At 70.7% G+C, this 18,540-nt stretch carries 19 protein-coding genes; 6 read left to right on the top strand and 13 right to left on the bottom strand.

What is annotated here, in order from left to right; all coding sequences use genetic code 11:
• Nucleotides 1-40: 40 nt before the first annotated feature.
• The 12 genes from H4F98_RS11175 to H4F98_RS11120 all read right to left on the bottom strand — a co-directional run bounded on the left by H4F98_RS11175 (nucleotide 41) and on the right by H4F98_RS11120 (nucleotide 10,972).
• The gene (locus H4F98_RS11175; RefSeq protein WP_343064761.1) at nucleotides 41-1,009 is read right to left on the bottom strand and encodes a DNA polymerase III subunit delta'; all 969 of its coding nucleotides are present in this window, start codon (nucleotides 1,007-1,009) and stop codon (nucleotides 41-43) included.
• Nucleotides 1,006-1,647 (bottom strand): dTMP kinase, encoded by a 642-nt coding sequence (gene tmk / locus H4F98_RS11170; RefSeq protein ID WP_182687661.1) that lies wholly within the window; start codon nucleotides 1,645-1,647, stop codon nucleotides 1,006-1,008. The genes H4F98_RS11175 and tmk overlap by 4 nt, the downstream gene beginning before the upstream one ends.
• Nucleotides 1,644-2,741 carry an endolytic transglycosylase MltG gene (gene mltG / locus H4F98_RS11165; RefSeq protein ID WP_182687659.1) on the bottom strand — a complete coding sequence of 366 codons (1,098 nt, stop codon included), beginning with the start codon at nucleotides 2,739-2,741 and terminating at the stop codon, nucleotides 1,644-1,646. The genes tmk and mltG overlap by 4 nt, the downstream gene beginning before the upstream one ends.
• The gene (pabC, locus tag H4F98_RS11160; RefSeq protein WP_182687657.1) at nucleotides 2,738-3,580 is read right to left on the bottom strand and encodes an aminodeoxychorismate lyase; all 843 of its coding nucleotides are present in this window, start codon (nucleotides 3,578-3,580) and stop codon (nucleotides 2,738-2,740) included. Before pabC ends, mltG begins: the two co-directional genes overlap by 4 nt.
• An 8-nt stretch (nucleotides 3,581-3,588) precedes the next feature.
• Entirely contained in the window at nucleotides 3,589-4,944 is a 1,356-nt protein-coding gene (locus H4F98_RS11155) for an aminodeoxychorismate synthase component I (protein ID WP_182687758.1), read from the bottom strand.
• Nucleotides 4,945-5,053: 109 nt separating this feature from the next.
• Nucleotides 5,054-6,295, bottom strand: a complete 1,242-nt coding sequence (gene fabF, locus H4F98_RS11150; protein WP_182687655.1) for a beta-ketoacyl-ACP synthase II — start codon at nucleotides 6,293-6,295, stop codon at nucleotides 5,054-5,056.
• A 303-nt stretch (nucleotides 6,296-6,598) separates the two neighbouring features.
• Nucleotides 6,599-6,838 carry an acyl carrier protein gene (acpP, locus tag H4F98_RS11145; RefSeq protein ID WP_036135371.1) on the bottom strand — a complete coding sequence of 80 codons (240 nt, stop codon included), beginning with the start codon at nucleotides 6,836-6,838 and terminating at the stop codon, nucleotides 6,599-6,601.
• A 131-nt stretch (nucleotides 6,839-6,969) separates the two neighbouring features.
• Nucleotides 6,970-7,716: a 3-oxoacyl-ACP reductase FabG gene (fabG, locus tag H4F98_RS11140; RefSeq protein WP_182687653.1), complete on the bottom strand. Its 747-nt coding sequence runs from the start codon at nucleotides 7,714-7,716 to the stop codon at nucleotides 6,970-6,972.
• 84 nt (nucleotides 7,717-7,800) lie between these two features.
• The gene (fabD, locus tag H4F98_RS11135) at nucleotides 7,801-8,772 is read right to left on the bottom strand and encodes an ACP S-malonyltransferase (protein ID WP_343064760.1); all 972 of its coding nucleotides are present in this window, start codon (nucleotides 8,770-8,772) and stop codon (nucleotides 7,801-7,803) included.
• A 189-nt stretch (nucleotides 8,773-8,961) separates the two neighbouring features.
• A complete protein-coding gene (locus H4F98_RS11130) occupies nucleotides 8,962-9,984 on the bottom strand; it encodes a beta-ketoacyl-ACP synthase III (protein WP_182687650.1) in 1,023 nt (340 codons plus the stop codon).
• A gap of 187 nt (nucleotides 9,985-10,171) precedes the next feature.
• A complete protein-coding gene (gene rpmF / locus H4F98_RS11125) occupies nucleotides 10,172-10,366 on the bottom strand; it encodes a 50S ribosomal protein L32 (protein WP_141518977.1) in 195 nt (64 codons plus the stop codon).
• Nucleotides 10,367-10,441: 75 nt separating this feature from the next.
• Nucleotides 10,442-10,972, bottom strand: coding sequence for a YceD family protein (locus tag H4F98_RS11120; RefSeq protein WP_182687757.1), 531 nt, complete (start codon nucleotides 10,970-10,972; stop codon nucleotides 10,442-10,444).
• A gap of 154 nt (nucleotides 10,973-11,126) precedes the next feature.
• Here H4F98_RS11120 and H4F98_RS11115 point away from each other — a divergent pair, with 154 nt between their 5' ends.
• Both H4F98_RS11115 and H4F98_RS11110 read left to right on the top strand, forming a co-directional pair.
• Nucleotides 11,127-11,486, top strand: a complete 360-nt coding sequence (locus H4F98_RS11115) for a hypothetical protein (RefSeq protein WP_182687648.1) — start codon at nucleotides 11,127-11,129, stop codon at nucleotides 11,484-11,486.
• A 19-nt stretch (nucleotides 11,487-11,505) separates the two neighbouring features.
• Entirely contained in the window at nucleotides 11,506-12,084 is a 579-nt protein-coding gene (locus tag H4F98_RS11110) for a Maf family protein (protein WP_182687647.1), read from the top strand.
• Between the two features lie 21 nt (nucleotides 12,085-12,105).
• Here H4F98_RS11110 and H4F98_RS11105 read toward each other — a convergent pair whose 3' ends face one another.
• A complete protein-coding gene (locus H4F98_RS11105; RefSeq protein WP_182687645.1) occupies nucleotides 12,106-13,968 on the bottom strand; it encodes a glycosyltransferase family 39 protein in 1,863 nt (620 codons plus the stop codon).
• A gap of 94 nt (nucleotides 13,969-14,062) precedes the next feature.
• Between H4F98_RS11105 and H4F98_RS11100 the strand changes: the two genes are divergently transcribed.
• The 4 genes from H4F98_RS11100 to H4F98_RS11085 are packed head-to-tail and all read left to right on the top strand — an operon-like array spanning nucleotide 14,063 to nucleotide 18,510.
• A complete protein-coding gene (locus H4F98_RS11100) occupies nucleotides 14,063-15,016 on the top strand; it encodes an AAA family ATPase (RefSeq protein ID WP_182687643.1) in 954 nt (317 codons plus the stop codon).
• 14 nt (nucleotides 15,017-15,030) lie between these two features.
• A complete protein-coding gene (locus H4F98_RS11095) occupies nucleotides 15,031-16,011 on the top strand; it encodes a DUF58 domain-containing protein (protein WP_220479191.1) in 981 nt (326 codons plus the stop codon).
• Nucleotides 16,004-18,013, top strand: a complete 2,010-nt coding sequence (locus tag H4F98_RS11090) for a transglutaminaseTgpA domain-containing protein (RefSeq protein WP_182687641.1) — start codon at nucleotides 16,004-16,006, stop codon at nucleotides 18,011-18,013. Before H4F98_RS11095 ends, H4F98_RS11090 begins: the two co-directional genes overlap by 8 nt.
• A complete protein-coding gene (locus tag H4F98_RS11085; protein ID WP_182687640.1) occupies nucleotides 18,010-18,510 on the top strand; it encodes a Slp family lipoprotein in 501 nt (166 codons plus the stop codon). Before H4F98_RS11090 ends, H4F98_RS11085 begins: the two co-directional genes overlap by 4 nt.
• Nucleotides 18,511-18,540 lie beyond the last annotated feature (30 nt).

Below are 18,540 nucleotides of genomic sequence, written 5' to 3'. Positions count from 1 at the left end.
CGCATCCCGGCGTGAACGTCCCGTCCAAAGCCCAGTGGCCCTAGCGACCGCGCTGCGCGGCGCGCCAGGCCATCAAAAGTTCGACCACCGCGAGGTCGGCGCGCACCGTGGTGCGCATCAGGTCGCGGGTGCGGTTCGCCTTGTCGAACCACTCCGCCAGACTGCGCGTCCGCGCGGGGTCGGTCAAGTGCGAGGCTTCCATTACGACGATGTCGGCGGCATGCCGCAGCCTGAGGACCACGTCTTCGTCGGCGGTCCACTGCCTCGCGACTTCCACCGGCGAGGCCCGCCCCGCAGCCAGTCCCTCGAGATCGCCGGCCACCTGGCGCCGCAGTTCGAGGCCCTCGCCCTCCAGCCATTCGTGGGCCAACCCAGGATGGCCCCGCGCGGCCTCCAGGGCCTCGGCGATGTCGTCGGCATCGTGCCCGCGCGCCTGCAGCCAGGTCTCGGCCTCGTCGTGCGGCGGCAGCCGGAACTCGACGTGCTGGCAGCGGCTGCGGATCGTCGCCGGCAGGCGCCCCGGCTGCGCGCTCACCAGCCACAGGTAACGGCCGGGCACGGGCTCCTCCAGCGTCTTGAGCAGCGCATTCGCCGCGGCGGTGTTGATCGCGTCGGCCGGATCGATGATGGCCACCTGGGCGATCCCGTACTGCGGCGTGAGCGCCATCTGCGCGGACAGTTCGCGCATCTGCTCGATCACGATCTCGGTGCGCAGGCGGGTACCGTCGCGGTTGGGAATGAAGGAGATGTCGCGGAAGTCCGGGTGCGAGCCGGCGGCGATCAGCTGGCAGCTCCGGCACTGGCCGCAGGGTTCTCCGCCCGCCGCCCGCGACATGCACAGCACGCGCCGTGCCAGGTAGGCGGCCACGTCGTGCTTGCCCAGCAGCGCGGGCCCGCAGAAGAGCAGGCCATGGCCGAGGCGACCGGCATCCAGGGCCGCGGCCACGCGATCGCATACGCGCGCCTGCCAGGGCGCGAACCCGTTGCGTGCCTCGATGCCGGCGCTCACGCCGGCACCCGGGCGAGGTAGTCCTCGAGCACCGCCAGCGCGGCGCTGGCGACGTCGGCCTGCGGGCGACTCGCATCGACGGTGCGGATCCGGTCCGGTGCCGCGGCCGCGCGCGCCCGGTAGCCTTCGCGGACGCGTTCGAAGAATGCCTCCTGTTCGGACTCGATGCGGTCGGCCTCGCCCCGTCGGCGTGCGCGCGCCAGCCCCACCTCGACCGGCACGTCGAGCAACAGGGTCAGGCCCGGCTCGATGCCCACCACGGCGCGCTCCAGGATGGCGATGAGCGCCGCGTCGCCGCCGCGTGCCGCGCCCTGGTAGGCATGGCTGGCGTCGGTGAAACGGTCGCTCAGCACCCAGGCGCCACGCTCGAGCGCGGGCAACACGGTTTCGCGCACGTGCTGGGCGCGTGCCGCGAACATGAGCAGCAGTTCGGTCTCCGGAGCCGGGGCCTCGTGCGCCGGGTCCAGCAGGAGCGCGCGGATCTGCTCGGCAAGCGGCGTGCCCCCGGGCTCGCGGGTGGCCACCACCTCGCGCCCGGTGGCGCGCAGGCGCTCGGCCAGCACGTCGCGCACGGTCGACTTGCCGGCGCCCTCGCCGCCCTCCAGGCTGATGAAGCGCGGGCAACGACGCAGCGTCACGGCGACCTCGGGCCGGTCCCGGTGTCCGGCGCCACGACCGGCCCCCGCTCGGCCTGGCGGGCCTGCCGGTAGCGCCTCAGGTAACGCGCCACGGCGGCGTTGTGCTCGGCCAGGGTCGCCGAGAACGCATGCCGCCCGCTGCCGTCGCCGATGGCGACGAAATACAGGGCGTCGCCTTCGGCCGGGCGCGCGACCGCCTGCAGGGCCTCCACGCCCGGCATCGCGATCGGCGTCGGCGGCAGGCCGGCGCGCGTATAGGTGTTGTAGGGCGTGTCGGTCTCGAGGTCGCGCCGGCGGATGTTGCCGTCGTAGGCGCTGCCCAGGCCATAGATGACCGTGGGGTCGGTCTGCAGCTTCATGCCGATGGCCAGTCGGCGCTCGAACACGCCGGCGATCCGCGGGCGCTCTTCGGCGATCCCGGTCTCCTTCTCGACGATCGACGCCAGCACCAGCATCTCCTCCGGGGACGCGAGCACGCCGTCGGGGTCGCGCGAGGCCCAGGCCTCGTCCAGCGCGCGTGCCATCGCACGATGCGCACGGCCCAGGACATCGAGGTCGCTGTCGCCCAGGGTGTAGTGGTAGGTCTCGGGCAGGAAGCGGCCCTCGGGATGCTGGCCCGGGTGGCCGAGCGCGTCCATCAGGGCGGCGTCGTCCAGGTCCGAGGTTTCGTCGCGCAGGGGTTCGGCGGCCGCCAGCGAGGCCCTGAGTTCGCGGATGTTGCGACCCGGCAGCACGGTGAAGGCATAACGCACCACCTTGCCGTCGCGCATCGCCAGCAGGATCGCGCGCGGCGTCATGCCCGGTTCCAGCGCGTATTCGCCGACCTGCAGGCGTCCGGCGGCCCCGAGCTCGCGCGCCAGCACCCGCCACTCGGCCTCGTGGCCATCGCGTACGCCGGCCTCGCGCAGCTTGCGCACCACCACCGGCAGCGAGTCGCCGCGTTCGACCACCAGGCGTTCGCCGGCCTCGATGCCGGAGACCGGTGCATCGGCGAAACCCGAATAGCGTTGCCAGCCCCAGAACGCGACCGCGACGGCGAGCAGGGCCAGCAGGAAAACGAACACGCCCAGGCGGCGCAGGACTTTGCGACTCACGACATCTCCATCTCGAAGGCGGGGTGTTCGGCGGCCAGGCGGGCACGCAGGTCGACCACCCGCCGCTGCGATGGCGTGTCGGGCGCCCAGCCTCGCGCCCCGAGCCGTGCAACGGGCAGGATACCCCGCACCGCGTTGCACAGGAAAACCGACTCCGCAGTTTCGACGTCGGCGACCTGCAGGCGTGCGACGCGCGCGTCCAGGACCCGCATCGCCCAGGCCCGGCAGGTGCCGGCGACGCCGCTGCGTTCTACCCCGGGCGTCAGCCAGTGGCCGTCGCGGCAGACGAACAGGTTCGCCGCCGTGGCACAGACCACTTCGCCGTCGATGCCCTGCATCAGGCCCTCCTGGACGTGCGACGGATCGATGCCGTCCTCCTCCCACTCCATGCGCGCGAGGACCTGTTCCAGGCGGTTGCAGTGCTTGAGGCCGGCCAGCAGGGGTTGCGTCGACAGTCGCGTCCGGCACCAGCGCAACGCGAGGCCGGCCGGGGGCGCGGGCGGCGGGAGCGCATGCAGGGACAGTTGCCAGGCCGGCACGGCCTCGGCGGGAGGCGCATAGCCGCGCCCGCCCTGCCCGCGGGTGACCAGCAGCTTGAGCACGCCGCCTTTGCCGTCCAGCAATGCCCGTGCAGCCTCGCGCACGCGCCCGGCCTCGGGCAGGGGGAGCCGCAACCGCTCGGCACCGCGCGCCAGCCGTGCCCAGTGCGCCGTCCACCAGGGCAAGTCGCCGCGATGCGCGCGCATGGTCTCGAACAGGCCATCGCCATAGGCCAGCCCGCGATCGTCCGCGGGCCAGGCATCGACCGGCGCATGCCCGACGAAGCAACGCCGCGCCATGGCCCCGCTCATGCGCGCAGTCCCAGCGCGCGCATCATGCCGCGGGCCTTCGCGCGGGTTTCATCGAGCTCGCGCACGGGGTCGGAATCGGCGACGATGCCGGCCCCGGTACGGAACCGAAGGCCCGTGTCCACCGCTTCCGCGCTGCGGATGAGGATGTTGAGGTCGAGGTCGCCGTCGCGGTTCAACCAGCCCATCGCGCCGGTGTACGCGCCGCGCCCGACGCCCTCGAGTTCGGCGATGATCTGCATGCAACGCACTTTCGGGCAGCCGGTGATCGTGCCGCCGGGAAAGGTGGCGCGGATCACTTCGCCGGGGGTGGCGGACTCGCGAAGGCGGCCGCGCACGTTGCTGACGATATGGTGGACGTGGGCATAGCTCTCGACCGTCATCAGCTCGTCGACCTCGACCGAACCCGGCGTGCAGACACGGCCCAGGTCGTTGCGTTCCAGGTCGATCAGCATCACGTGCTCGGCGCGCTCCTTGGGATGGCCGACCAGCTCGCGGATGCGCTCGACATCGTCGTCGCCGTCGATGCGTGGCCGCGTACCCGCGATCGGGCGGGTCTCGACCGTGTCGCCACGGACCGACACCAGGCGCTCGGGCGAGGCGCTGACCACCGCGCCGCGGCCGGTGGCGAAGATGCCGGCGAACGGCGCCGGATTGTGCTCGCGAAGGCGCTGGAACAGGGCCGCCGGGTCGAGCCTGTCCTCGAAGCGGGCGTGCCAGCCGCGGGACAGGTTCACCTGGAACACGTCGCCGGCATGCAGGTAATCGAGCACGCGCGCAACGCCGTCCAGGTAGCGCCCGGGGGCCTCCTCCTCGATGTCGACCGGCGCCTGCCAGGACGGCAACGGGGCCATGCGCGCCGCCTGCTGGCAATCGGCATGCAGGCTTTCCAGCAGGTCTTCATGCCCGGGCTCGGCGACGATCACGCATTCACCGCTGACATGGTCGCGCAGCACCGCCGCCGGACAGCGCAGCGCCATCGCCACCGGCAGGGCGTCGGCTGCGGCCGGCAACGCCAGCACCGGTTCGACCTGGCCCGCCAGCTCGTAGGCGAGCAGCAGTGCCCAGCCGCCCCGGAAGGGCCAGCGGGGTTCGTCGCGCGGCGTGCGCTGCAGGGACCAGACGCGGTCCAGCGCGCGCAGGAAGTCGCCGCCCAGGTCGCGTCCGGCGTGGTCGCGCACGCGGCCCGTCGCATCGACGCGGATGCCCTCCCCGCGCGTCGCCAGCAACATGTCCCAACGGCCCTGGGCGGTACCGTGCGCGCTGGACTCCAGCAGCATCGGATAACGATCGGGGTCGATGCGGTGCAGCGACAGCAGGTCGAGGGGGACGGCGAGCGGGCGGGTCAGCAGCATGCCGCCATTGTCCGTCATCCGGGCCTGCTTGCGCGCGCCCGTTGCGGGCGCCGGAAACGACGATCCCCGCCGTGGCGGGGATCGCGGTGCACGCGGGGACTGGAAGCGGTCAGGCCCGCTTGAACACCAGCGTGCCGTTGGTGCCGCCGAAACCGAAGCCGTTGGACACCGCGACGTCGATCTTCTTCTCGCGCGCCACCTTGGGCACGTAGTCCAGGTCGCAGCCCTCGCCCGGGACCTCCAGGTTGATGGTCGGCGGGATGATCCCGTGGTGCAGCGCGAGCACCGAGAAGATCGCCTCGGCACCACCGGCCGCGCCCAGCAGGTGGCCGGTCATCGACTTGGTCGAGCTGACCATGGTGCGGTACGCATGCTCGCCCAGCGCACGCTTGATCGCGAGCGTCTCGGCCAGGTCTCCCAGCGGGGTCGAGGTGCCGTGGGCGTTTAGGTATTCGACCTGGTCGGGGTTGATCCCGGCGTCGGCGAACGCGGCGGCCATGCAGCGCGCCGGGCCCTCGCCGTCCTCGCTCGGGGCGGTCATGTGGAAGGCATCCGAACTGGCGCCGAAGCCGGCGAGCTCGCAGTAGATGCGCGCGCCGCGCGCCTTGGCGCGCTCGTACTCCTCCAGGATCAGCACGCCGGCACCATCGCCCAGCACGAAGCCGTCGCGATCCTTGTCCCAGGGGCGCGAGGCATGGGTCGGATCGTCGTTGCGGGTGGACATGGCCTTCATGGCGCAGAACCCGCCCACCGAGGTCGGCGAGGAACCGCGCTCGGCACCTCCGGCGATCATCACGTCGGCGTCGCCGTACTGGATCATGCGCATGGCCATGCCGATGGAGTGGTTCGAGGTCGCGCAGGCGGACACGGCCGAGAAGTTCGGCCCCTTCGCGCCGGTGATCAGCGACACCTGGCCGGGCAGCATGTTGATGATGGTGCTGGGGACGTAGAACGGCGAGATCTTGCGCGGGCCGCCCTCGTGGTACTTGATGGTCTGCTCCTCGATGCCGAGCAGGCCGCCGATGCCTGAGCCGATCATCGCGCCGATGCGCTCGGCGTTGGAGTCGTCGATGGTGATGCTCGCGTCCTCGAGGGCCATCAGCGAAGCCGCGACGCCGTACTGGATGAAGGGCTCCATCTTGCGGGCATCCTTCGGGCTCACCCATCGGGTGGGATCGAAGTCGCGCACTTCGCCGGCGATGCGGGTGGTGAAGGCGGATGCATCGAAATGGGTGATCGGGCCGATGCCCGAACGACCGTTGACGATGCCGTCCCAACTGGTGGCGACGTCGTTGCCCAGCGGCGACACGATGCCAAGCCCGGTGACGACTACGCGGCGATGTTTCGACATGGAGGACTCCAGGAGCGGTGCGCACGGGCCGACGGACCCTCGGCGCGACCGCGAAACTGTTCGTGGGTGGTGCTGTTGCGGCGCGGCGGATGCGCCTTCGACCTGCAGCGGGCTGCATGCCCGGCCCGAACGGGACGCCCGTGCGCCTGGCGCCGCCCGTTGTTCAAGCCCGGGCCGCGTCGGCCCCGGGTGGACGCGGGGCGCCATCGGCGGCCCCGGTCGCGTCGCCGGGCCGGTCCGGGCGGGGCCCGGTCCGGACGCCTGGCGATGGGTGCCGGTCCGGGGACGGGCACCCGACGTCGATCAGGCCTTGACGTGCGCCTTGACGTAATCGATGGCCTGCTGCACCGAGGTGATCTTCTCGGCTTCTTCGTCCGGGATCTCGCACTCGAACTCTTCTTCCAGCGCCATCACCAGTTCGACGGTGTCGAGGGAGTCCGCGCCGAGGTCGTCGACAAACGAAGCGTTGTTGGTGACTTCCTCTTCCTTGACGCCGAGTTGTTCGACGACGATTTTCTTGACGCGCTCTTCGATGCTGCTCATGGGTTCTCACTCCTCCCGGACGGGATATTCGACGGAATAGTCTAAAGGAATCGGGGCCGTGGCGCGCCCCTCAAAAAAGGTTTTTGAATCAGCCGCTTATGAATCGGCTACGCCTCCATGCGCCGCAAGCGTCAGGGCATGTACATGCCACCGTTCACATGCAGGGTTTCCCCGGTGATGTAGCTCGCCGAAGGACCGGCGAGGAACGCCACCGCACGCGCGATGTCGGCGGGCTGGCCGAACTGGCCCAGCGCGATCTGCGCCAGCATCGCATTCTTCGCGTCTTCGGGCAGGGACCGGGTCATGTCGGTGTCGATGAAGCCCGGCGCCACCACGTTGACGGTCACGCCGCGCGAACCGATCTCCTTGGCCAGCGACTTGCTGAAGGCGATGATCCCGGCCTTGGCCGCGGCGTAGTTGGCCTGTCCGGCATTGCCGGTCACGCCGACGACCGAGGCGATGTTGATGATGCGGCCCTTGCGCGCCTTCATCATCGCGCGCATCACCGCCTTGCTCGTGCGGTAGACGCTGGTCAGGTTGGTGTCGAGGATCGACTGCCAGTCGTCGTCCTTCATCCGCATGAGGAGGTTGTCGCGGGTGATGCCGGCATTGTTGACCAGGATCGAGATCGCGCCGACCTCCTTGGCGATGCCCTCGATGAGTGCGTCGATCGCGGCCGGATCGGCGACGTCGACCACGCGGCCCTGGCCTCCGTGGGCGGCCAGGCGCTCGCCGATCGCCGCGGCGCCGGACTCGCTGGTGGCGGTGCCGATCACGGTCGCGCCCTGCGCGGCCAGTTCGTCGGCGATGGCGGCACCGATGCCGCGGCTGGCGCCGGTGACGAGGGCGATCTCGCCGGAAAGCGGGGCAGTGCTCATGTCAGTCCTCTGGAGATGCTTGCGGACGCGGAACGATCATACCGTTCGCGGAGCGCCGCGTACGGGTCCGCATGGAAAAGGGAGTCAGCGCCAGTCGGCCAGCGCTTTGTCGAACTCGCCGGCGGTGCCGATCGCACGCGCGTCCAGCGCCTTGTCGATGCGCTTGGCGAGGCCGGCCAGGACCTTGCCCGGACCGCACTCGACCAGCCGCCCGACGCCCTGCCCCGCCAGCGCCTGGACGCAGCCGGTCCACTGCACCGGCAGGTACAGCTGGCGGACCAGCGCCTGGCGGATGTCGGCGACCTCGGCGTGCACGCGTGCATCGACGTTCTGCACGACCGGCAGGCGCGGCGCCTGCCACGCGATGTCGTCCATCGCCACGGCGAGCCTGTCGGCCGCCTCGCGCATCAGCGGGGTGTGCGAGGGCACGCTCACGGCCAGCTTGACCGCCTTGCGCACGCCCTGTTCCGCCAGGCGGACCAGTGCCGCATCCACGGCGGCGGCGTGGCCGCCGATGACGATCTGGCCCGGCGAGTTGAAATTGGCCGGCACGACGACCTGGCCGGGCGAGGAGACCGCCTCGCACGTCTCGACCACCAGCGCATCCTCGGCGCCCAGGACCGCGGCCATGCCTCCGGATCCGGCGGGCGCGGCGTCCTGCATCAGCTGGCCACGCAGGCGCACCAGGCGCGCGGCATCGACCAGCGACAGCGCGCCGGCGGCCACCAGCGCGGTGTACTCGCCCAGGCTGTGTCCGGCCAGGGCGCCCGGCATCGCGCCACCGCGCGCATGCCATAGCCGCCAGGCCGCCACGCCGGCGGCGAGCAGGGCCGGCTGGGTGAACTCGGTGGTGTTGAGGCGTTCTTCCGGTCCCTGCTGGGCCAGCGTCCAAAGGTCGACGCCCGCGCCTTCGCCGGCTTCCTCGAAGCAGGCCTGGACCAGGGGATCGAGTGCGGCCAGCTCGGCGAGCATGCCGACGGACTGCGAGCCCTGGCCCGGGAACACGAATGCGAGGGTGGAATCGACGGCCTGTGGGGTGGATGCAGCTTGGGTCACGCGAACACTCAACGGAAACGAAGCGCGCATGATACGAGCGATTTCCCGGTGGCGTCTGTACCCGGGCGTACAGTCCGACGGAACTGCATCACACTCCGCTCCGATCGCCCCATGCGACAACGCCCCGCACGATGGCAGGGCGTTGCATTGGATTCGCTGGCGATGCGCGGAGCGGCCTTCGCCAGGACGTCAGTAGCGCAGCAGCGCCGAGCCCCAGGTGAAGCCGCCGCCGAAGGCCTCCAGCAGCACCAGTTGGCCGCGCTGCACGCGGCCCGAGCGCACCGCCTCGTCCAGGGCCAGCGGCACCGAACCCGAGGAGGTGTTGCCGTGGCGATCGACGGTGACGATCACGCGCTCCATCGGCATGTCCAGGCGCTTGGCCGTGGCCTCGATGATCCGCAGGTTGGCCTGGTGCGGGATCAGCCAGTCGATGTCGTGGCGATCCAGGCCGTTGTGCTCCAGGGTTTCCTCGACCACCGAGTCCAGTGCCTTGACCGCGTGCTTGAAGACTTCGTTGCCGGTCATCAGCACCTTGACGCCGGCATTGTGCTCCTCGGGCTTGAACCCCGCCGACACGCCGACCGGGTTCCAGAGCAGCTCCTTCTTGCCGCCGTCGGCGTGCATGTGGGTGCTGAGGATGCCGGTCTCGGCATCGGCCTTGAGCACCACGGCACCGGCGCCATCGCCGAACAGCACGCAGGTGGAGCGGTCGCTCCAGTCGAGCATGCGCGTCAGCGTCTCGGCACCGACCACGAGCACGGTGCGGGCGGCGCCGGAACGAATGAACTTGTCGGCCACCGTCAGCGCGTAGACGAAACCCGAGCAGGCGGCGTTGACGTCGAAGGCGGGGCAGCCGTTGGCACCCAGGCGGTGTTGCAGCAGGCAGGCGGTCGACGGGAAGATCAGGTCGGGCGTGGTGGTGCCGACGACGATCAGGTCCAGGTCGGCGGCGTCGACGCCGGCCGCCTCCATCGCGCGGCTGGCGGCGTGGAAGGCCAGGTCGCAGGTGGTTTCGCCCTCGGCGGCGATATGGCGCTCGCGGATGCCCGTGCGCGCGGCGATCCATTCGTCGCTGGTGTCGACGATCTTCGAGAGGTCTTCGTTGGTCAGGACCTTCTCGGGCAGGTAGCTGCCCGTTCCCGCGATGCGCGAGAACACGGTTCCGGCCGCTCCCGCGGTCCCGGCGCTCGTCGCGCCTGCATGCTCAGTCATTGCGACTCCGTGCCGGCGTCATGTCCGGCGATTGCAATCGTCCGCCAGTCTGTCTGGCCCCGGGAGGCTTCGCAACCGACGGTCGGAGCACGCCTGCACGGCGGCCGGCCGTGGCCGGCTGGAAGCGGGTCCGCCACATGGGCGGCTGCGCCGCGCGCGGATCACCGGCGCGGCGCGGGTCGAGGGTTTACTCCTCGTCGACGACGCGGCCCTTGGGCTCGATCACCTTCTTGCCGCGGTAGTAGCCGTCGGCGGTGACGTGGTGGCGCAGGTGGGTCTCGCCGGTGGTCGGGTCGGTGGCCAGCTGCTTGGCGGTCAGCGAATCGTGACCACGGCGCATGCCACGCTTGGAGGGGGAAACTCGGGACTTCTGGACTGCCATGGTCTTGCTCCGGATGTAGCGGTTATGACGCGTTGAATGTGGAAGACATCGGGTTGGAACGCCGGGTTCCAGCCCTCAGTCGGACTTGTTCTTCAATGCCGACAACGCAGCGAATGGATTGGCGCGTTCCAGCTCGGCCTCTTCGGCCGGCCAGTCGCGCTCCATTGCCTCCGTGCCGGGCATCGTCGGCACGACCGGAACGGCCAGGATGAGCTCATCCTCGACCAGGCCGGCGCCCTGCAGCATGCCGTCGTCGGGCACCAGCAGCGGTTCGTAGTCCTCTGGCAGCGCGGCCTCGTCCGCTTCGTTGCGGATCAGGCCGAGCCGCTGCACGATCTTCACCGGGAACAGGAAGCGTTGCAGGCTGCGCTGGCACAGCAGCGGCAGCTGGGCGTCGATGCGAAGTTCGACATAAGGCACCTGCAATGCGTCCCTGTCGAAATCGAGCGAATAGACGACGTCTTCGCCCTCGGTATCGACCAGGCTGTCGGCCAGGCGGCCCAGCGAGGACAACGGCAATCGACCAGCGACGCCGCGCCGCGCGGTCACCATCCGCCAGGCATCCAGCATTTCGGGCACCTGAGCGTGTGGCACATCAGCGGACATAAGCCGCTGAATATTAAGGATGCCCCGCCCCCCTGTCAAACCTGCTCGACGAGGGGATTCAGGCCACTTGCCCGCGCCCGGGTCGCCGCGGCGCGATTTGCCCGCCGCCGGTCGCCACGGCAGACTGTGGCGCATGCCCGCGACCGGTCCGACCTTGAACGCCCTCCTCCTGTCCTGCCTGCTGGCGGCCGCCGTCGTCCTTGCCTATGCCCTGCTGGCACGCCGCGGGCGACGGCAGCGCGCCGTGCGCGACATCCTCGACGCGGCCGACGCCCTGGAGGCCCGTCTCAGGACCGCGCGCGACGAAATCGAGGCGGTTGCCGGCACCCAGGGCGAGGACCCGGTGCAGGACGCCTTGAAGGAGATGCTGCGCCAGCGACTCTGGCTCCGCGACCATGGCGAGGCCGCCAGCCTGGCGCAGTTGCAGGAGGTCCGCGACGGCATCGAGCAGGCCCGCCAGCGGATCGATCGCCAGCTTGATCGGATCGAGGAAGCCCGCGCGCCGACGGTATGACCGCCGCCGCCCGCGCCCCATGCTGGTCCTGGCCTCCACCTCGGTCTATCGCCGCGAGCTGCTCGCGCGCCTGCGCCTGCCCTTCGACACCGCCCGCCCCGACCTGGACGAAACGCCCCTGGCGGGCGAGGCACCGGATGCCATGGTGCGGCGCCTTTCGCTCGGCAAGGCACGCGCGGTGGCCCGCCAGCGGCCGGGCGACTGGGTGATCGGTTCGGACCAGGCAGCCGAACTCGACGGTCGCCCGCTGGGCAAGCCCGGGGACCGCGCCAACGCCGTGGGGCAACTCATGTCCATGTCCGGCCGCGACGTGCGCTTCCTGACCGGGATCAGCCTGCTGTGCCGGCATGGGGACGGCGAGACCTTGCACGAGGCTATGGACATCACCACGGTGCGCTTCCGACCCCTGCAGCGCGACGAAGTGGAGCGCTACGTGGACGCGGAAACGCCCTACGATTGCGCGGGCAGCTTCAAGTGCGAGGGCCTGGGGATCGCGCTGTTCGACGCGATCGAAACATGCGACCCCACGGCCCTGGTCGGCCTGCCATTGATCGCGACCGCGCGCCTGCTGCGCGCCGCGGGCCACGCCCTGCCCTGAGCCCGCCGCCGGCGCCGGGCTTCAGTGCGCGACGTCCAGCGGCTGTTCGGACCAGTCCTCGACACTGCCGTCGGCGCCATGCAGGCGCAGGCCCAGCCAGTGCCGACCGGCCTGGACGCCCGACAGGTCGACCCGCCCTTCGAAGCCGACCATCGGATGACGCGGATCGTTGGAGATTCCCCAGTAGGCGGCCACGCCGGTATTGCGCAGGCCGTAGTCGAGCTTGCCGACCGGGCGTCCGTCCAGCAGCAGTTCCACCCGCTCCAGCCCGACCCCATCCTTGAACGCCCAGCCGGACACCTCCAGCGTGCCGGAGGCCACCGCGCCGCTCGCCGGCCGCTCGAGCCAGGCCATCGCCGGTGCCGTGCAGGCCGCCCCGGCGTCCGGCCGGCCCTCCAGCGCGAACAGCAGGAAGCGCTGGCGCCCATGGTCGACGTTGAGAACGCGCGGTGGCGGCAAGGGCCCGACCTTCCCGCACAGCCCATGGAAGTGCGCGAGCAGCTCGCGGTAGCGCACCTCGCTGGCGCCCACCACGAGCAGCACCGGGGCATCGCCCCAGTCCGCGCGTCCGGCCGTCTCCAGCCCCCACAGGCGAAGCTGCGGCGCGCGGCCGTGGCGGTGGTTCAGCGGATGGTCCAGCACGAGGATGCGTGGGTCGTCCATCGCGAACCCCAGTTCGGCGCCGATCTTGAAGTTGTCGGCCACCACGCGCGTGCCCGGGGGCATGTCCGCGAGCGCATCGTCCACTGCCATCGACAGATCGCGCCATCCCGCGAAGTTGGAGGGGTACCACTTCTCCGCCGCGGCGTGCGCGCGCAGCGCCGGCATGGAGACCGCGATGTAGTAGCCGAGCACGAGCGCCAGGCCCGCGCCGCTGGTGGCCCAAAGCAGGACCCGCCCCGGCTTCGACCATCGCGACACGACCATCGGAACCAGCGGCAACAGGGCCAGGTAGCCGGGCAACGGCCAGTGGAAGCTGACCCGCTCGGTATCGGCGAAGAAGCCCAGGAAGAAGAAGCCCAGCACGACGAGTGCGCCGAGCCAGGCGAAGTAGCGTCGTGGCGGTTCGCTCTCGCCAAGCCCCCGTCGCGCGGCGGTGACCATCGCGGCGAACAGGACCGGCGTCACCAGCAGCGCCTGGATGGCGATGAAAAGGATGCCGTCCAGGTGGAACGACCAGGGATGGCGGTCGACAAGCTGGAAGCGCAGGCCCGCGTCGGCGTTGTCGAAATTCCACGCGACCAGCGGAGCCCATGCGGCCGCGCCGAAGGCGATCGCCGTCCAGACGCGGACGTCCCGCAGGACCCGGCGCCCGTCGGCCAACAGCAACAGGGCGACGAAGCCCACGCCGATGACGGCGATGAAGCGATAGTGGCTCAGTGCGCCCATCGCCAGGCCCAGGGCCAACTCCAGCGAGGACGCGGCGTCGACGTTGCGCAGCAGCTTCGCGCCCGCATCCACGCACAGCAGCGTGGCCACGGCCATCGCCGCATCCGGGAGCGCCAACAGGCCCAGGGATCCCGCCAGGGGCAACAACAGCGCCAGGGTGCCCGCGATCCAGCCGTCGCGTGCGCCGAACTCGCGCGCGGTGATGCGCACCACGAGCCACGGCACCCACATCGAGAGCAACAGGAACGGCAGTCGCAGGGCCAGTTTGCTGTGTCCGCCCAGCTCCACGCCCAGGCGGGCCAGCCATGCCGTCAGGCCGGGGAGATCGGAATAGGCCGGGGCCAGGTGACGGCCTTCCTGCCAGTAGAAGGCTTCGTCGACGAACAGGGGCAGGCGCCAGGCAACCAGCAGCTTGGCCAGTGCCACCAGTGCGAACAGCACGAGGAAGGCGCGACGCGCGGAAGATACCCGCAATGGCGTCTCGCTTTCCGCCATCGACCGCACATGACCTGCATCACGCATGCACTCGCGACCTCGCTACACTCGGGTGGTGTCGGGCGTTCCGACAGTAAATCCACAGGAGACTGGAATGGCGTCATCCCCCGCACGGGCCGTCATGCTAACCGAAGACCTGCGCAGCGCTCTTGACCGCGCGGTGAACCAGGTCAACACGCTCGTCCTGGGCAAGCCCCGCGAAGTACGACTGGCCTTCGTCGCCCTGCTTTCGGACGGCCACCTGCTGATCGAGGACCTCCCCGGACTGGGCAAGACGACCCTGGCGCATGCTCTGGCGGCAACGCTGGGGCTGGATTTCCAGCGCGTGCAGTTCACCTCCGACCTGTTGCCCGCCGACGTGGTCGGGGTTTCGGTGTTCGATCCGCAGGCCCGCAACTTCGAGTTCCACCCGGGCCCGGTCTTCACCCAGGTGTTGCTGGCCGACGAGATCAACCGGGCCCCGCCGCGCACGCAGAGCGCCCTCCTCGAGGCCATGGCCGAGCACCAGGTGACGGTGGACGGCACCACCCACCGCCTGCCGTCCCCATTCTTCGTGATCGCCACCCAGAACCCCGTCGACCTGTCGGGCACCTACCCGTTGCCGGACTCGCAACTGGACCGCTTTCTCCTGCGGCTGAGCCTGGGCTATCCGGGCGACCTCGCCGAGCGCGACCTGCTGGCCGGCGTCGACCGCCGGGAACTGATCGCGCGCACGCGCGCCGAACTCGACCAGGCGCAGGTGCTGGCGCTGCGCGAATCCGCCGCTTCGGTGCATGCGAGCGACGCGCTCATCCAGTACGTGCAGGCGCTGCTTGCCCGCAGCCGGAAGCATCCGGGCGTGCGCGTCGGCCTGTCGCCCCGGGCCGGGCTGGCCCTGTTGAGGGCGGCGCGGGCACATGCACTGCTGCTCGGTCGCCAGCACGTGGTACCGGAGGACGTGCAGGCCCTGTTCGGTTCGGTCGCCGCGCATCGGCTGGTCGCCGACGCGGACGGGGGCAGCGACGAAGCCCTGGCCAAGTCGATCCTCCACGCGGTGCCGGTGGACTGAGCGCGGTGACGGGCCTGGCCACCACCGGCGCGCCCCGCCAGCGGGTGCGCGCCCTGCTCGATCGCCTCGCGCTCCTGGCCAGGCCGCGGGCGCCGGAGACGCTGCCCGTGCGCTTCGACCGCCGGCGCATCTACGTGCTGCCGACCGGCTTCGGCCTGTTCTACAGCGCGCTGCTGGGCACCATGGTGCTGGGCGGGCTGAACTACAACAACAATCCGGCATTGCTGCTCGCCCTGCTGATGGTGGGGACGGGGCTGGCCAGCCTGATCGCGGCGCAGTTGCAGCTCAGTGGCCTGCGGGTGGTCGCGATCGATGCCGAGCCGGTCGCCGCCGGGCAGTCGATCCGCGTGCGCGTCCATGCCCAGGCCGCACTGGACCGCCAAAGGCGAGGCCTGCAGGTGGACACGGTCCCCGCCCTGGCCCCCGGGACCCTCCTCGACCTCGACGAGGGCCGTGGCGAAGCCGACATCGCCCTGCCCACCCATCGCCGCGGCTGGTTCGAGGTGCCCCGCTTGAGGCTTTCGACCACCCGCCCGCTCGGCCTGGCGCGCGCCTGGGCCTACGTCTGGCCCGAGCTACCGCTGCTCGTCCATGCCGTGCCCGAAACGCAAGGACCGTCCCTGCCGCAAGGCCAGGGCGAGACTGCGCAGTCGCGGATGAAGCCCACGGGCGAAGACGTGCACCACTTGCGCAACTATCGCGCCGGGGACACGCGCCGGGCCATCGCCTGGAAGGCGTCGGCGCGGCGCGACAGCCTGCTCGTCCGCGAGTACGAACAGCCGCTTGGCGCCGACGTGGTGCTCGACTGGCAGGCGACCGCCGGCCTGCCCTACGAGGCGCGCATCTCGCGACTGGCCCACTGGGTGGACCTGGCCGAGCGCGAGGGGCGGCGATACCGGCTGGCCTTGCCGGGCCAGCCCACCCTGGGCCCCGACCATGGGGCCCAGCACCGGCATGCCTGCCAGCGTGCCCTGGCACTGCTCCCCCATGGCTGAGGGACGCGCGCCAATGACGATGGATGCCGCCTCCCGTCGCTGGGCGCTGGCGAGCGCGACCCTGTGCCTGCTGCCCCTGCTGCTGCAGATGCCCCTGCGCGTCGGCATCCTGGTCGCGGCCACGGGCCTGGTCGTGTCCCTGGCCTCGTGGCGACGTCGGCTACCGGGACTGCTGCGCCTGCTGGTGGTCATCGGCGTGATCGGCGCGGTGTTCCTGCTGGCGGGTTTCAACGTAGGGCGCGACACCGGCTGCGCACTGCTGGCGGCCATGATCGCGTCCAAGCCTTCCGAGACATTCACCCTGCGCGACGGACGCAGCCTGGTGGGCTTCGCCCTGTTCGCGCCCTTTGCCACCTTCCTGCTCGACCAGGGCCCCCTGAGCCTCGGACTGGGCCTTGCGGCCGCATGCGTGACGCTGCTGTGCCTGCAACGCTTGTCGGACCTGGAGGCCGGGGTACCCGACGCCCATGCCGATCCCCGTGCCCAATGGGCCGGCGTGGGACGCCTGCTGCTGCTCGGGCTGCCGTTGGCACTGGCCGCATTCTGGCTGTTTCCCCGCCTGGGCACGCCCTTGTGGGGCATCCCCGACCGTGCAATGTCGCGGCCTGGCTTGTCCGACAGCATGAAGCCGGGCGAATGGGTCGACCTGATGGCGGACGATTCGGCCGCGCTTCGCGTCACGTTCTTCGGTGACACCCCGCCGACGTCGCAGATGTATTGGCGCGGCCCCGTCCTTTGGGACTTCGACGGCCGCGAATGGCGGCAACCCGACTGGGCGCGACGCCTGCCGCCGGCGCCATTCACGCCCGGGCGCGGGCGCTGGGACTACGAGATGGCGATCGAGCCGACGGACCGCACCTTGATGGTATCTCTGGACCTTCCGCTGGACGCACCGGAGGGCACCCAGCTCGCCCTCGACCACTCGCTGTTCAGTGCGCGCCCCCTGCATTCGGTGAGCCGCTGGCGGATGCAGTCCGCGCCACCGGCACGTTACCAGGCCGACCTGCCCGCCGCCCTGCGGGCGCGCGCACTGGCCCTGCCGGAAGGCTTCAATCCCCGTACCCTGGCACTGGCGCGCCAATGGCGCCGCGACGCGGGACGCGACGACGCGGCCCTGGTCGACCGCTCCCTGCAATGGATCCGGCGCGAGTTCGCCTACACCCTCACCACGCCCTTGCCCGGCCGGCATTCGGTGGACGAATTCCTGTTCGACCAGAAGGCGGGTTTCTGCGAGCACTTCAGCAGCGCATTCGTGGTCCTGATGCGCGGTGCCGGCATCCCGGCGCGCGTCGTCACCGGCTACACCGGCGGCTACTTCAACAGGCTCGGCGGCTATTGGCTGGTGCGCCGCAACGACGCCCATGCCTGGGCCGAAGTCTGGCTCGCCGGTCGCGGCTGGGTACGGGTTGACCCCACCGCGGCGGTCGCGCCCGAGCGCATCTACGACACCCTCGACGACCGCATCCCGGGCGCCGATGGCCTCCTCGGGGGCCTGGCTGGCATGGGATCGGCCTTCGAGGTGACCGATTGGCTGCGACAGGGCTGGAACGACCTCGTGCTGGGCTTCGATGCCGACCGTCAGAGCCGGTTGTTGCGCCCCCTGGGCATCCGGCGATTGCAGGCCGGGCACATGATCGGCCTGTTCGCCCTGTCCGCCTGCCTGGCCCTGGCCTGGATGACCTGGCTCAGCCTGCGCGGGGAACGCCCGCGCGATCCGGTCCTGCGCGCCTGGCACCGCCTCGGACGTCGTTATGCGCGCATGGGGCTCGAGCGCGAGGCGCATGAACCGGCGGAGGCCTGGGCCGAACGCGTGGCCGGCGAGCGTCCGGATCTGGGACCGGCTTTGCAGGAACTCAGCCACCGTTTCGCCGATTGGCGGTACGCTTGTCCTGCCGGCGGAACGGAGCGCGATCGGGACCGCAAGGCGGCACGGAAGCAACTGGTCCGTGCGCTGCGCTCGCACCGCCCCCAACGCCGTCGTGACCCGGGAGAACAGCGATGAACACCAAATCGAGCGGATGGATGGCCGCCATGGCCGCGACCGTCGCACTGCTGGCCGGCTGTGCCACCCAACCCGCGCCCCTGCAGGGCGACTACTCGGCGGTGACGCCACGCCAGGCCGTCGAAGTCGACCAGACCGGCGCAAGCGTCCGCTGGGGCGGACGGGTGATCCAGGTCGAGCCCAAGGAGAACCGTACCTGCTTCGAGATGCTCTCCACGCAGCTCAACGGCAGCGCCCGCCCCTACTGGGCGACCGACGATACCGGCGGACGCTTCATCGCCTGCCGCGCGGGCTTCTACGATCCGGCGATCTTCCAGGAAGGGCGTGAAGTGACCTTTACCGGTCGCATCAGCGGTTATGAGAACCGCCAGATCGGCGGTTACGACTACCGCTTCCCGACCGTCGAAGCCGACGTTATCTACCTCTGGCCCATCCGGGAACAGGTCGACGTGGTCAACAATTACCCGGCCCCCTGGCCCTGGTGGGGCTGGTGGTAAGCTCCACCCGCCCGACCCACGCCGGGCGAC

This window comes from Marilutibacter spongiae, assembly GCF_014145325.1.
GTDB classification, from domain to species: domain Bacteria; phylum Pseudomonadota; class Gammaproteobacteria; order Xanthomonadales; family Xanthomonadaceae; genus Marilutibacter; species Marilutibacter spongiae.
This window is presented reverse-complemented; position numbering and strand designations above follow the sequence as displayed.

Coding starts and splice junctions, on each gene's coding strand:
- fabG (WP_182687653.1), bottom strand. CDS start 7,716: ATGAGCACTGCCCCGCTTTCCGGCGAGATCGCCCTCGTCACCGGCGCC.
- H4F98_RS11110 (WP_182687647.1), top strand. CDS start 11,506: ATGCTGGTCCTGGCCTCCACCTCGGTCTATCGCCGCGAGCTGCTCGCG.
- H4F98_RS11120 (WP_182687757.1), bottom strand. CDS start 10,972: ATGTCCGCTGATGTGCCACACGCTCAGGTGCCCGAAATGCTGGATGCC.
- pabC (WP_182687657.1), bottom strand. CDS start 3,580: ATGGCGCGGCGTTGCTTCGTCGGGCATGCGCCGGTCGATGCCTGGCCC.
- H4F98_RS11155 (WP_182687758.1), bottom strand. CDS start 4,944: ATGCTGCTGACCCGCCCGCTCGCCGTCCCCCTCGACCTGCTGTCGCTG.
- H4F98_RS11090 (WP_182687641.1), top strand. CDS start 16,004: ATGGCTGAGGGACGCGCGCCAATGACGATGGATGCCGCCTCCCGTCGC.
- H4F98_RS11100 (WP_182687643.1), top strand. CDS start 14,063: ATGGCGTCATCCCCCGCACGGGCCGTCATGCTAACCGAAGACCTGCGC.
- H4F98_RS11105 (WP_182687645.1), bottom strand. CDS start 13,968: ATGGCGGAAAGCGAGACGCCATTGCGGGTATCTTCCGCGCGTCGCGCC.
- H4F98_RS11130 (WP_182687650.1), bottom strand. CDS start 9,984: ATGACTGAGCATGCAGGCGCGACGAGCGCCGGGACCGCGGGAGCGGCC.
- acpP (WP_036135371.1), bottom strand. CDS start 6,838: ATGAGCAGCATCGAAGAGCGCGTCAAGAAAATCGTCGTCGAACAACTC.
- rpmF (WP_141518977.1), bottom strand. CDS start 10,366: ATGGCAGTCCAGAAGTCCCGAGTTTCCCCCTCCAAGCGTGGCATGCGC.
- H4F98_RS11085 (WP_182687640.1), top strand. CDS start 18,010: ATGAACACCAAATCGAGCGGATGGATGGCCGCCATGGCCGCGACCGTC.
- fabF (WP_182687655.1), bottom strand. CDS start 6,295: ATGTCGAAACATCGCCGCGTAGTCGTCACCGGGCTTGGCATCGTGTCG.